Below are 12,037 nucleotides of genomic sequence, written 5' to 3'. Positions count from 1 at the left end.
TTCTCACGCGGCGGGGGCGCTGGCGGCAGATCCCTGTGCCAGGGCCTGCTAGAGGACGAACGCGTCCGACCAGAACTGGCCCGTGCGCCCCGACAGCGCCTCGAGCAGGGCCGAGGCCTGCGTGTCGGTGAGCGAGGCGACGAAGTCGATGACGGCGCGGCCCCTGGCCAGGCCCAGGACGCCGGTGCGGCCCTCCGGGCCCTGGCCGGTGGCCCCGACCAGGGTCTCCGGGTGGTCGGCGGCCAGGCCCGAGTACTCGGCGTGCGCCAGCTCGACCAGGTCGCGCAGCCTGCGCGGGAGGCGGTCGGCCTCGTAGCGGTCGTCGAGCCAGGTCTCCAGCGCCTCCACCAGGGTGGTCAGCAGCCTGGCCTGGCCGCGCTGGTAGAGGGCCAGGTCGGGGCGCAGCAGCACGAACCGGCGGTGCACGAACTTGAGCACCTGCACCTCGTGCCACTGAGTGCGGCCGAGCAGGACGTGGCCCGAGCGGGTGGGCGGGTCGGCGAGCACGTGCACGCCGTTGACGAGCCGGGCGGTCCACCCCGCCGAGAACCGGCCGAAGGCCTGCTCGGCGGCCACCGAGCCGTCGAAGGGCACCGCGAGCAGCGAGTCGACCAGCTCGGCGCGCACCCGGGAGACCGCGGCGGCGAATGCGTCGTCGTCGACCATCCAGCCGTCGCGGGCGTGCAGCCTGCGGCGCAGGGCCTCCAGCGAGTGGCCGGGCCTGCGCTGGTCGGCCAGCGCGGTCTCGGCCAGCGCGGCGAAGCCCGCCCGGTCGGCCTCCCACTGGCCCAGCTCGGCGGACACCGGGGCGTGCTGCAGGACGCCGATGCGGTGGAAGTCCTCCAGGTCGTGGATGGCGTAGGCGATGTCGTCCGCGTTGTCCATCACCGACGCCTCGACGGTCTGCTGCCAGTCCGGCAGCAGCCCGGCGAACGGGCGCCTGGCCTGCTCGTGGTCGTCGAGCTCGGTGACGTAGACGGAGAACTTGCTCGACCCGGTGCCCGGCGCGTCGTGCGGCTCGGCGGCCCCGCGCGGCGGGTCCGGCACCGCGCGCGGGTGCGGGGCGGGGCCTGCCAGGCGGGCCCACGGGTACTTGAGGACCGCCGCGCGGACGGCGGCGGTGAGGTCGAGCCCGGCCGACTGCGGGCCGCGGGCGTCGATGGTGGTGATGATCCGGAAGCTCTGCGCGTTGCCCTCGAAGCCGTCGGGCAGCGCGAAGCGGTGCCGGGCGAGCCGGTCGAGCACCCGCTCGCCGAGGTGCCCGAACGGCGGGTGGCCCAGGTCGTGGGCCAGGGCTGCGGCCTCGACGACGTCGGGGTCGCAGCCGCCGAGCTCGTCCAGCAGCGGCGCGGTGCCCGGGTCGGCGGCGAGCCGCTCGGCGATGGCGCGCGCGACCTGGGCGACCTTGAGGCTGTGGGTGAGCCGGTTGTGCAGCAGTCCGGACCCCGCCGCGCTGACGACCTGGGTGACGCCGCCGAGCCGGGCGAAGAACGGTGAGGCGATGATGCGGTCCCGGTCGGCGCGGAACGGGCTGGCGGCCAGGTCGGCGGCGCCCGCCCCGAGGTCGCGGCGGGCCTGCCTGGCGGGGTTGGTGGCGGCGTCCGACATGGGCGCGAGTTTAGGCCGTGTTCCGGGGGTCCATCCGGCGCGGCCACCGCGGACACCGACCTCCGGGACACGGCTTTCTGTGGTGTTATCAGGTGGTGGATGTCGTGGTGGTCGGAGCGGGGCCCGCGGGGTGGTCGGTGGCGGCGGCGTGCGCGGCGCGCGGGTTGGAGGCGGCGCTGGTCTCCCCCGGTCCCCGGGACGTGTGGCCCGCGACCTACGGGATGTGGGCGGGGCAGGAGCCCGCGGGTGTCGAGGCCGTCCGGTCGGACGACGTGTGGGCGTCGGGCAGGCGGTTGGGGCGCGGCTACGTGGTGCTGGACAACGCCTCCGCGCTGGCCGGGTTCGACCGCGACGGGGTGGTCGCGGTCGACGACGCGGTGGTCGGGGTCCGCAGGGGACAGCGCGGGGCGACGGTGGTGCTGGGGTCCGGGCGGCGGCTGGCGTGCCGGGACGTGGTGGACGCCAGCGGGGTCCGCCGGGTCGTCTCAGGTGGACCGGTGCGGGGCAGGCGGGCGGAGCAGACGGCGTTCGGGCTGGTGCTGCGGGCCGAGGACGTGCCGGAGCCGGGGCGCGTGGTGTTCATGGACGGGTGGTGTGTGGACGGTGGGGTGGCGAGCTTCCTCTACACGGTGCCGCTGCCCGGCGGGCGCGTGCTGGTGGAGGAGACGTCGTTGGTGGCGCGGCCGGGGGTGTCGGTGGAGTTGCTGCGGCAGCGGTTGCTCCGGCGGCTCGGGGACGTGGCGGCGCGCGCGGTCGGGGTGGAGCGGGTGCGGTTCCCGATGGACCTGCCGCCCGCGGCCGGGGTGGGGGTGGCGGGCGGGCTGATGCACCCGGCGACCGGGTACAGCGTCGCCGACTCGTTCGCGGTGGCACCCGTGGTCGCGGCGGCGGTCGCGGCCGGGGAGCCGGTCGGCCGGGCTGTGTGGACGGTGCGGGCGCGGGCGGTGCGCGAGCTGCGGGCGCACGGGGCGCGGCTGCTGCGGCGGCTGCCCGCCGAGGGCCTGCCGGAGTTCTTCGACGCGTTCTTCGCGCTGCCCGAGGACCTGCGGCAGGCGTACCTCACCGGGCGCGAGGACGTGGCGGGCACGGCGGCGGCGATGACCGAGGTGTTCCGTGGCGTGCCGTGGCGGCTGCGCGGCGACCTGGTCAGCGCGGGGGCGCTCAGCGGAGGGATTCGCGCAGCAGCCGGTATTCGGCGGCGAGGCCGTCGAGCTGGTAGTGGGCGTTGAGGCCGCTTGGGTTGGGCAGCACCCACACGCCCACCCCGCCCACCTCGTCCTCCTGCGGGCCCATGGCGGCCTTGGGCTTGGCGAACGCCGTGCGGTAGGCGGTGATGCCGACCACCGCGAGCACCCGCGGCTTGTACTTCGCGATCGTGCTCGTCAGCACCTCTCCCCCGGCCCGCAGCTCCTCAGCGGACAGCTCGTCGGCGCGGGCGGTGGCGCGGGCGACCAGGTTCGTCACGCCCAGGCCGAACTCGAGCAGCCGGTCCTGCTCGTCGGGGCGCAGCAGTCGCGGGGTGAACCCGGCGGCGTGCAGCGCGGGCCAGAACCGGTTGCCCGGCCTCGCGAAGTGGTGCCCGGTGAAACCCGAGTACAGGCCGGGGTTGATGCCGCAGAACACGACGTCGAGGCCGGGGCCGAGGACGTCGGGAATGGTGCGGTCGTGGGCGGCGGCGAGCTGCTCGCGCGTCGGTCGGGGCACATCCCCAGGAGAGCAGAAGTCGATCAACGCTGCCACCGGACCACCCAGACCGGGGACAAAGCTGTCCTGCGTGGATGAAACCGTCACCCTGGCGGCGGGTGCGGTTTTGTCACATCCGGGTGATTCCCCCGTTGGTCGCTTCCTTTGCCGGGAACGGCGAGGGCCCGTCCCCCGCTACCCGGGACGGGCCCTCGCACCACGTCTACTCAGACGGTGAAGCCGAGCGCGCGCAACTGCTCGCGGCCGTCGTCGGTGATCTTCTCCGGGCCCCACGGGGGCATCCAGATCCAGTTGATGCGCAGGTCGTCGACCAGCCCGGCCCCGCCGGTGAGGGCGACCCGCGCCTGCTCCTCGATGACGTCGCTGAGCGGGCAGGCCGCCGAGGTGAGCGTCATGTCCAGGGTGGCGGTGTTGTCCTCCTCCACCCGGATGCCGTAGACCAGGCCGAGGTCGACGACGTTGATGCCGACCTCGGGGTCGACGACGTCGCGCATGGCCTCCTCGACGTCCTCCACCGACGCCACGTCGGCCTTGGGCGCCGGGGCCTGGTCGGTCATCCCGGCGGCGCCGCGGACGACCTCCTCGGCCGACACCTCGGGAACGGTGGTCTCAGTGCTCTCCTGGGTCATGTCCTGATCACGCCTTTCCCTCGGCTCGCGCGACTGCGTCCTTGAACGCCATCCACCCCAGCAGCGCGCACTTCACGCGCGCGGGGTACCTGGCCACCCCGGCGAAGGCGATGCCGTCCTCGAGGACGTCCTCGTCCGGTTCCACCTCGCCGCGGCCCTGCATGAGCTCCAGGAACGCGTCGAGCTTCTTGAACGCCTCCCCCACCGGCTTGCCGACGACCAGATCGGTGAGCACGGAGGTGGAGGCCTGGCTGATCGAGCAGCCCTGCCCCTCGTAGGACACGTCGGCGACCTGCTCGCCGTCGAGCCGCACCCGCAGCGTCACCTCGTCGCCGCAGGTCGGGTTGACCTGGAACGACTCGGCGTCGTACGGGTCGCGCAGACCGCGCCCGTGCGGGTTCTTGTAGTGGTCCAGGATGATCTCCTGGTACATCTGCTGGAGCTGCATCAGACGACCCCGAAGAACCGCTGGGTCTCGCGGACACCGGCGAGGAACGCGTCGATGTCGTCGAGGTCGTTGTAGACGTACACGCTGGCGCGGACGCTGGCCGGGACGCCGAGGCGCCGGTGCAGCGGCCACGCGCAGTGGTGGCCCACCCGGACCGCGATGCCCTGGTCGTCGAGGACCTGGCCCGCGTCGTGCGGGTGCACCCCGTCGACCACGAAGGACACCGCGCCGCCGCGGTCGGCGACGTCGCCGTCGACCAGCGGCGGGCCGAGCACCCGGATGCCCGGGATCTCGGCCAGCCCGGCGAGCGCGGCCACGGTGAGCGCGTGCTCGTGCGCGGCCACGCGGTCCATGCCCAGCTCGGACAGGTACTCCACGGCCGCGCCGAGGCCGACCGCCTGCGAGGTCATCGGCGTGCCCGCCTCGAACCGCTGCGGCGGCGGGGCGAACGTCGAGCCCTCCATCCGGACCATCTCGATCATCGACCCGCCGGTGAGGAACGGCGGCAGCGCCGCCAGCAGCTCCGCGCGCCCGTAGAGCACGCCGATCCCGTACGGGCCGAGCATCTTGTGGCTGGAGAAGATGGCGAAGTCGACGTCCAGCGCGTGCAGGTCGACCGGCATGTGCGGCACCGACTGGCAGGCGTCGAGCAGGGTCAGTGCGCCGACCTGCTTGGCGCGCGCCACGATCGGCGCCGGGTCGGTGACGGTGCCCAGCACGTTGGACTGGTGCGCGAACGCCACGACCTTGGTGCGCTCGTTCACGACCGTGTCCAGGTCGGACAGATCGATGCGGCCGGAGTCGGTGACCGGGAACCAGCGCAGGGTCGCCCCGGTGCGCTTGGCCAGCTCCTGCCAGGGCACCAGGTTCGCGTGGTGCTCCAGCTCGGTGGTCACGATCTCGTCGCCGGGGCCGAGCAGGAACCGCGCGGCCTCGGGACCCGAGGTGGCGGCGTTGCCCATGGCGTAGGCGACGAGGTTGACGCCCTCGGTGGCGTTCTTGGTGAACACCAGCTCGTCGGCGCGGGCGCCGACGAAGTCCGCGACGAGCGCGCGGGCGCGCTCGTAGGCGTCGGTGGCCTCCTCGGCGAGCTGGTGCGCGCCGCGGTGCACGGCCGCGTTGCGCTCCTGCAGGAACCGGCGCTCGGCGTCGAGCACCTGCGTCGGCTTCTGCGAGGTGGCCCCGGAGTCCAGGTACACCAGGCGCTTGCCGTCGCGCACGGTGCGCCCCAGGATCGGGAAATCGGCGCGCAGGGCGGCGACGTCCAGCGGGGCTGAGACGGTGGTGGTCACCTGTCCGGCACCTCCCTCTTCGTCAGTTCGGGTGATGTTCTCAGTGCAACGTCAGGCGATGCCCGCTGCTTCCTGCTTGCCCGCGTACTTGACGTAGCCCTCGGCCTCGAGCTGGTCGGCCAGCTCCGGACCGCCGGACTCCACGACGCGGCCACCTGCGAACACGTGCACGAAGTCGGGCTTGATGTGGCGCAGGATGCGCGTGTAGTGCGTGATCAGCAGCACACCGGTCTCACCGGAGGCCTTGTACCGGTTCACGCCCTCGGACACCACGCGCAGCGCGTCGACGTCGAGGCCGGAGTCGGTCTCGTCCAGAATCGCGATCTTGGGCTGGAGCAGGGCGAGCTGCAGGATCTCGTGGCGCTTCTTCTCACCGCCGGAGAAGCCCTCGTTGACCGAGCGCTCGGCGAAGGCCGGGTCGATCTCCAGCTCGGCGAGCTGCTGCTTGACCTCCTTGACCCAGGTCCGCAGCTTGGGGGCCTCGCCGCGCACGGCGGTGGCGGCGCTGCGCAGGAAGTTCGACATCGACACGCCGGGAACCTCGACGGGGTACTGCATGGCGAGGAACAGGCCCGCGCGGGCGCGCTCGTCCACGCTCATCTCCAGCACGTCCTCGCCGTCGAGGGTGATGGCGCCCGAGGTCACCTCGTACTTGGGGTGACCGGCGACGGCGTAGCTCAGCGTCGACTTGCCGGACCCGTTCGGACCCATGATCGCGTGCGTCTCGCCCGCCTTCACGGTCAGGTCGACGCCCTTGAGGATCTCCTTGGGACCGTCCTCGGTCGCGACCGAGACGTGCAGGTCCTTGATCTCCAGCGTGGCCATTGCTCTTCTCTTCTCCAGGTGTGGCGGGCGTTTGAAACCGGTTACCGCTGTGACCGCTCTTGTCCCGACCGAGTCGGGAACGATGCCGGGCGGGGACGAGGGGGCGGGTGGCGGGTGGAATCAAACACAGTTCAAAGGGGTCGTGACGTCGACCAGGACGTCGTCACCGTCGATGGTGACGGCGTAGACCGAGACGGGCTCGGTCGCCGGTGGCGCGGAGGGGGCGCCGGTGCGCAGGTCGAAGCACGACCCGTGCAGCCAGCACTCGAGCCCCTTGCGGGACAGCTCCCCCTCCGACAGCGACACCGCGGCGTGGCTGCACTCGTCGCGCAGCGCGTGCACCTCGTCGCCTTGGCGGACCAGCACGACGGGGGTGTCGCCGACCTCGACGGCGTGCGGTTTGCCGTCGTCGAGGTCGGACAACGCCGCCGCGCGGATCACGTCCCGACGGCTTCCAGCTCGGCCTCGATGGCCGCCTCCAGGCGCTCGCGCACCTCGGGGACGGCGATCTTGTGGATCAGCTCGTGGAAGAAGCCGCGCACGACCAGGCGCCGGGCCTGGTCCTCGGGGATGCCGCGGGCCTGCAGGTAGAAGAGCTGCTCGTCGTCGAAGCGGCCGGTCGCGCTGGCGTGGCCTGCCGAGACGATCTCGCCGGTCTCGATCTCCAGGTTCGGCACCGAGTCGGCGCGGCACCCGTCGGTGAGCAGCAGGTTGCGGTTGAGCTCGTAGGTCTGGGTGCCCTCGGCCGCCGCGCGGATCAGCACGTCGCCGATCCAGACGGTGTGCGCGCCCTCGCCCTGCAGCGCGCCCTTGTAGACCACGTTCGAGGTGCAGTTCGCCTGGTTGTGGTCGACGAAGGTGCGCAGCTCGAAGTGCTGGCCCGCGTCGGCGAAGTACACCCCGGACATGTCCACCTCGGCGCCCTTGTCGGCGAACCTGGCGGTCGGGGACACCCGGACCAGGTCGCCGCCGAGGGTGACGGTGGTGTGCTTGAGCACCGCGTCGCGGCCGATGGAGGCGTGGTGCGACGAGACGTGCACCGCGTCGTCGGCCCAGTCGTGGATGGACACCACGGTGAGCTTGGCGCCGTCGGCGAGCGTGAACTCGACGTTGTCCGCGTAGGTCCCCGAGCCGCGGTGGTCGATGACCACGGTGGCCTCGGCGAACTGCTCGGCGCGCACGGCCAGGTGCCCGTAGGCGACCTTGCCCGCGCCCGGGCCCTCGACCGTGAGGGTGACCGGGGCGGACGCCCGCGCCTCCTTGGCCACCGTCACGACGGTGGCCTCGGCGAACGAGCTGTAGGCCTGCGCGGCGATCCGGTCGGCCGGGACGCCCGCCTTGCCCAGGCGCTCGTCGTCGCGGCCGACCGTCTCCACGGCCACCTCGGCCGGGGCGTCGGCGGAGACCGTCGCCGCCCCGGTCGAGGTGGCGCCGGTGTGCAGGTTCGCGAGCCGCTTCATCGGGGTGAAGCGCCACATCTCCTCGCGACCGGTCGGCACCTCGAAGGCGTCGACGTCGTAGGAGGTGAACCACTCGGCGCGGGAGGCCTCGGGGACGGTGGTCTTGCGACCGTCCGACGACCCCCCGTGCGAGTGGCCCTTGTTCTCGGTGTTCGCCAGAGCGGCGGGCAGTGCTGTCGACATATCAGCCGACCGCTCCTTCCATCTGGAGCTCGATGAGACGGTTCAGTTCAAGCGCGTACTCCATGGGCAGCTCGCGCGCGATGGGCTCGACGAACCCGCGCACGATCATGGCCATGGCCTCGTCCTCGGTCAGGCCGCGCGACATCAGGTAGAACAACTGGTCGTCGCTGACCTTGGACACGGTGGCCTCGTGGCCCATCGCCACGTCGTCCTCGCGGATGTCGACGTAGGGGTAGGTGTCCGAGCGCGAGATCTGGTCGACCAGCAGCGCGTCGCACTTCACCGTGGACTTGGAGTGGTGCGCCCGCTTGTTGACCTGGACCAGACCGCGGTAGGAGGTCCGACCGCCGCCGCGCGCCACCGACTTCGAGATGATCGTCGAGGACGTGTGCGGGGCCATGTGGACCATCTTCGCGCCCGCGTCCTGGTGCTGGCCCTCGCCCGCGAAGGCGATGGAGAGGACCTCGCCCTTGGCGTGCTCGCCCATCAGGAACACGGCCGGGTACTTCATGGTCACCTTGGAGCCGATGTTGCCATCGATCCACTCCATGGTCGCGCCCTCTTCGGCCTTGGCGCGCTTGGTGACCAGGTTGTAGACGTTGTTCGACCAGTTCTGGATGGTCGTGTAGCGGCAGCGGCCGCCCTTCTTCACGATGATCTCCACGACCGCCGAGTGCAGCGAGTCCGAGGAGTAGATCGGGGCGGTGCAGCCCTCGACGTAGTGCACGTACGCGCCCTCGTCGACGATGATCAGCGTGCGCTCGAACTGGCCCATGTTCTCGGTGTTGATCCGGAAGTAGGCCTGCAGCGGGATCTCGACGTGGACACCCTTGGGCACGTAGATGAACGAGCCGCCGGACCACACCGAGCCGTTGAGCGCGGAGAACTTGTTGTCACCGTGCGGGATGACCGAGCCGTAGTACTCCTCGAACAGCTCCGGGTGCTCCTTGAGCGCCGTGTCCGTGTCGAGGAAGATCACGCCCTGCTTCTCGAGCTCCTCGTTGATCTTGTGGTAGACCACCTCGGACTCGTACTGGGCGGCGACACCGGAGACCAGGCGGGCCTTCTCCGCCTCCGGGATGCCCAGCTTGTCGTAGGTGTTCTTGATGTCCTCGGGCAGGTCCTCCCACGAGGCGGCCTGCTTCTCCGTGGACCGCACGAAGTACTTGATGTTGTCGAAGTCGATGCCCGAGAGGTCGGAGCCCCAGGTCGGCATCGGCTTGCGGTCGAACAGGCGCAGCGCCTTGAGACGGGACTCGAGCATCCACTCGGGCTCGTCCTTCTTGGCGGAGATGTCCCGCACGACCGCTTCGGAGAGGCCGCGCTGTGCGCTGGACCCCGCGGAGTCCGAGTCGGACCAGCCGTACTCGTAGCGGCCCAACGACGCCAGGGTCTCCTCCTGGGACAGCGGCGTTGCTGGGGTCGCTGTGGTGGTTCGCTGCTCGGCAGCGGCAGTCATAGGGACTTCCCTCCATCCGGAACTTCTCGAGCTGGGGTGCCGTGCTGGTCCGCGCGGGCCTGCTCGGGGACCCGCGGGACGTGCGTGGTGCACGCCGCGTCGCCGTTGGCGATGGTGGCCAGCCGTTGCACGTGCGTGCCGAGCAGGTCGGCGAACACCGCCGTCTCGACCTCGCACAGCTGCGGGAACTCCGCGGCGACGTGCGCGACCGGGCAGTGGTGCTGGCAGAGCTGCTCGCCGACGCCCACGCTGCGCGTGGAGGCGGCGTACCCCTCCCTGGTGAGCGCCGTGGCCAGGGCCTCGGCGCGCTGGGCCGGGTCGTCGTGCTCGGCGACCGCCGCGCGGTGCGGGTCGACCATGCCTGCCACCCGCCGCGCGGCGAACGCGCGGACCGCCTGCTCCCCGCCGGACTCGGCGAGGAAGCGCAGCGCGGAGATCGCCAGGTCGTCGTAGGCGTGACCGAACCGGGCGCGCCCGGACTCGGTGAGCAGGTAGAGCTTGGCCGGTCGTCCGCGGCCCCGCTGGGTCCGGCGGGGGGCGTCGCGTGTGTACGCCTCCCCGTCGACGACCAGGGCGTCCAAGTGCCTGCGGACGGCGGCCGGGCTCAACCCCAGCGCCTCGGCGACGACGATCGCCGTTGCCTCGCCGCGCTCGAGCAGCAGCCGGGCGACGCTGTGACGCGTCCGCCCGTCCACCTGCTGAGTCGGCTCGGCCTTTTTCACAACACAAGTGTGTCTTATTTCCGGCGAGCCCGCAAAGCGCATCCCCGAACGCGTGACCCGGCTCACCGCGATGTGGCCACCGCTACCCTTCGGCGCGTGGTGGCAAGGGACACGAAGGAGCAGGAGGGGGCCGCTCGGACGCCGGGCGGGTCCGCGCCGCTCAACGCCAGGGAGCGCGCGCAACTCGACACGGTGCGCCGGTTCGGCACAGTCGGGTCGCTGCTGCTGACCATCGGCTCGCTGGGGGCGGGGGCCGCCCCGGTGTTCAACCCCGTGTTCCGGATCCCGGTGCTGGGGCTGTTCAGCCGGATGACGACGGTGGCGCTGGCGTTCGCGTTCACCGGCGTGTTCATGATCGTGCTGGCCTGGCTGGCGCTGGGCGTGCTGTCGCGGCCGGGCCGGGAGCGGGCCGTTTCGGTGCCGCAGATGGCGCGCACGCTGGCGATGTGGATCACGCCGCTGGCGTTCACCGTGCCCAGTTTCAGCCGCGACGTCTACAGCTACCTGGCGCAGAGCGAGATCGTCAGCCTCGGCCTGGACCCCTACACCGTCGGCCCGGCGCAGGCGCTGGGCCTCAACGACCCGCTGACGCTGGGCGTGCCGACGATCTGGCGGGACACCCCGTCGCCGTACGGGCCGCTGTTCCTGACCCTGGGCCAGGCGGTGGGCTGGCTGACCGGCGACCACGTGGTCATGGGCGTGGCCATGCACCGGCTGATCGCCCTGTTCGGCCTGGCGATGATCGTGTGGGCGCTGCCCCGGCTGGCCAGGCGGTTCGGGGTGAGCCCGGTCAGCGCGCTGTGGCTGGGCGCGGCCAACCCGCTGGTGCTGTTCCACCTGGTCGTCGGGGTGCACAACGAGGCGCTGGCGATCGGGCTGATGCTGGTCGGGTTCGAGCTGGCGCTGCGCCGGATGCCCAGGGTGACCCCGGACGGGCCGTTCCCGCCGTGGCAGCGCGGCGAGCTGGCCTGGTACGCCGTGGGCGCCGGGGTGATCACCCTGGGCGCGGCGGTGAAGATCCCGGCGGCGCTGGCGCTGGGCTTCCTCGGGGTGATGATCGCCAGGCGGATGGGCGGGCGGTGGTCGCACCTGTTCGCCGCGGCGGGCGGGCTGTTCGTCGTGTTCGCGGTGGTGCTGAGCGCGTGCTCGTTCGGCAGCGGCCTGGGCTACGGCTGGGTGGCGACGCTGAACACGGCCGCGACCGTCAAGAGCTGGATGGCGCCGATGACCGCGCTGGGCTTCGGCGCGGGCGGCCTCGGCGTGCTGCTGGGCCTGGGCAACCACATCGACGCGGCGGTCACCGTCAGCCGCACGGTCGGGGCCGTCCTGGGCCCGCTGATCGCGGCGAAGCTGCTGCTGGACTCGTTCCGGTGGAAGCTGCGCCCGCTGACCGGCCTGGGCGTCGGCCTGGGCGCGGTGCTGGTCTTCGGCGCGACCGTGCAGCCCTGGTACCTGCTGTGGGCGGCGGTCCCGCTGGCCGCCGCGGCCGGGAACACCAAGTTCCGCACGGCGGCGACGCTGGTCAGCGCGACGCTGTCGGTGGTGGTGGCCTCCACCGGGCAGACCTTCGACGGGCGGGTGTTCGTGCTCCCGTACGCCATCCTCTCGGCCGTCGCGGTGACCCTGCTCGCACTGGTGGTGGTGCGCAAGCGCATCCCGCGCGGGGAGTGGCTGCCCGGACGTCGTGTGCGCCCGGGCACGGCTTAG

The 12,037-nt window shown here is 72.2% G+C and carries 12 protein-coding genes; 2 read left to right on the top strand and 10 right to left on the bottom strand.

What is annotated here, in order from left to right; translation table 11 throughout:
* Nucleotides 1-48: 48 nt before the first annotated feature.
* Entirely contained in the window at nucleotides 49-1,608 is a 1,560-nt protein-coding gene (locus GCL84_RS17250; protein ID WP_156756499.1) for a deoxyguanosinetriphosphate triphosphohydrolase family protein, read from the bottom strand.
* A 104-nt stretch (nucleotides 1,609-1,712) separates the two neighbouring features.
* Between GCL84_RS17250 and GCL84_RS17245 the strand changes: the two genes are divergently transcribed.
* Nucleotides 1,713-2,837, top strand: a complete 1,125-nt coding sequence (locus GCL84_RS17245) for a lycopene cyclase family protein (protein WP_197523315.1) — start codon at nucleotides 1,713-1,715, stop codon at nucleotides 2,835-2,837.
* On the opposite strand, the gene mug is transcribed toward GCL84_RS17245, so the two are convergent.
* From mug to GCL84_RS17200, 9 genes are all read right to left on the bottom strand, one after another.
* A complete protein-coding gene (gene mug, locus GCL84_RS17240) occupies nucleotides 2,770-3,339 on the bottom strand; it encodes a G/U mismatch-specific DNA glycosylase (protein ID WP_156756532.1) in 570 nt (189 codons plus the stop codon). The genes GCL84_RS17245 and mug overlap by 68 nt on opposite strands.
* 179 nt (nucleotides 3,340-3,518) lie before the next feature.
* Nucleotides 3,519-3,941, bottom strand: a complete 423-nt coding sequence (locus GCL84_RS17235) for a metal-sulfur cluster assembly factor (protein ID WP_156756497.1) — start codon at nucleotides 3,939-3,941, stop codon at nucleotides 3,519-3,521.
* Nucleotides 3,942-3,948: 7 nt separating this feature from the next.
* On the bottom strand, nucleotides 3,949-4,389 hold the full coding sequence (sufU, locus tag GCL84_RS17230; RefSeq protein ID WP_156756496.1) for a Fe-S cluster assembly sulfur transfer protein SufU: 441 nt from the start codon (nucleotides 4,387-4,389) through the stop codon (nucleotides 3,949-3,951).
* Nucleotides 4,389-5,681, bottom strand: a complete 1,293-nt coding sequence (locus tag GCL84_RS17225; protein ID WP_156756495.1) for a cysteine desulfurase — start codon at nucleotides 5,679-5,681, stop codon at nucleotides 4,389-4,391. The genes sufU and GCL84_RS17225 overlap by 1 nt, the downstream gene beginning before the upstream one ends.
* Nucleotides 5,682-5,732: 51 nt before the next feature.
* Nucleotides 5,733-6,506 carry a Fe-S cluster assembly ATPase SufC gene (gene sufC / locus GCL84_RS17220; RefSeq protein WP_156756494.1) on the bottom strand — a complete coding sequence of 258 codons (774 nt, stop codon included), beginning with the start codon at nucleotides 6,504-6,506 and terminating at the stop codon, nucleotides 5,733-5,735.
* A 120-nt stretch (nucleotides 6,507-6,626) separates the two neighbouring features.
* Complete coding sequence (locus GCL84_RS17215; RefSeq protein WP_156756493.1) at nucleotides 6,627-6,947, bottom strand: non-heme iron oxygenase ferredoxin subunit; 321 nt, start codon at nucleotides 6,945-6,947, stop codon at nucleotides 6,627-6,629.
* Entirely contained in the window at nucleotides 6,944-8,149 is a 1,206-nt protein-coding gene (gene sufD, locus GCL84_RS17210; protein WP_156756492.1) for a Fe-S cluster assembly protein SufD, read from the bottom strand. Before sufD ends, GCL84_RS17215 begins: the two co-directional genes overlap by 4 nt.
* Before the next feature lies 1 nt (nucleotide 8,150).
* Nucleotides 8,151-9,608: a Fe-S cluster assembly protein SufB gene (gene sufB / locus GCL84_RS17205; protein WP_156756491.1), complete on the bottom strand. Its 1,458-nt coding sequence runs from the start codon at nucleotides 9,606-9,608 to the stop codon at nucleotides 8,151-8,153.
* On the bottom strand, nucleotides 9,605-10,372 hold the full coding sequence (locus tag GCL84_RS17200) for a helix-turn-helix transcriptional regulator (RefSeq protein WP_235926344.1): 768 nt from the start codon (nucleotides 10,370-10,372) through the stop codon (nucleotides 9,605-9,607). Before GCL84_RS17200 ends, sufB begins: the two co-directional genes overlap by 4 nt.
* A gap of 54 nt (nucleotides 10,373-10,426) precedes the next feature.
* Here GCL84_RS17200 and mptB point away from each other — a divergent pair, with 54 nt between their 5' ends.
* Entirely contained in the window at nucleotides 10,427-12,037 is a 1,611-nt protein-coding gene (gene mptB, locus GCL84_RS17195) for a polyprenol phosphomannose-dependent alpha 1,6 mannosyltransferase MptB (RefSeq protein WP_156756489.1), read from the top strand.

The sequence above is a fragment of the Actinokineospora pegani genome, from assembly GCF_009745975.1.
GTDB classification, from domain to species: Bacteria; Actinomycetota; Actinomycetes; order Mycobacteriales; family Pseudonocardiaceae; genus Actinokineospora; species Actinokineospora pegani.
Note: the sequence above shows the minus strand (reverse complement) of the source record. Positions and strands in the feature narration are given on the sequence as shown.

Bases quoted from the DNA above. Each gene is read 5' to 3' on its own strand.
- GCL84_RS17235 (WP_156756497.1), bottom strand. From the start codon at position 3,941: ATGACCCAGGAGAGCACTGAGACCACCGTTCCCGAGGTGTCGGCCGAG.
- sufU (WP_156756496.1), bottom strand. From the start codon at position 4,389: ATGCAGCTCCAGCAGATGTACCAGGAGATCATCCTGGACCACTACAAG.
- sufB (WP_156756491.1), bottom strand. From the start codon at position 9,608: ATGACTGCCGCTGCCGAGCAGCGAACCACCACAGCGACCCCAGCAACG.
- sufD (WP_156756492.1), bottom strand. From the start codon at position 8,149: ATGTCGACAGCACTGCCCGCCGCTCTGGCGAACACCGAGAACAAGGGC.
- GCL84_RS17200 (WP_235926344.1), bottom strand. From the start codon at position 10,372: ATGCGCTTTGCGGGCTCGCCGGAAATAAGACACACTTGTGTTGTGAAA.
- GCL84_RS17250 (WP_156756499.1), bottom strand. From the start codon at position 1,608: ATGTCGGACGCCGCCACCAACCCCGCCAGGCAGGCCCGCCGCGACCTC.
- sufC (WP_156756494.1), bottom strand. From the start codon at position 6,506: ATGGCCACGCTGGAGATCAAGGACCTGCACGTCTCGGTCGCGACCGAG.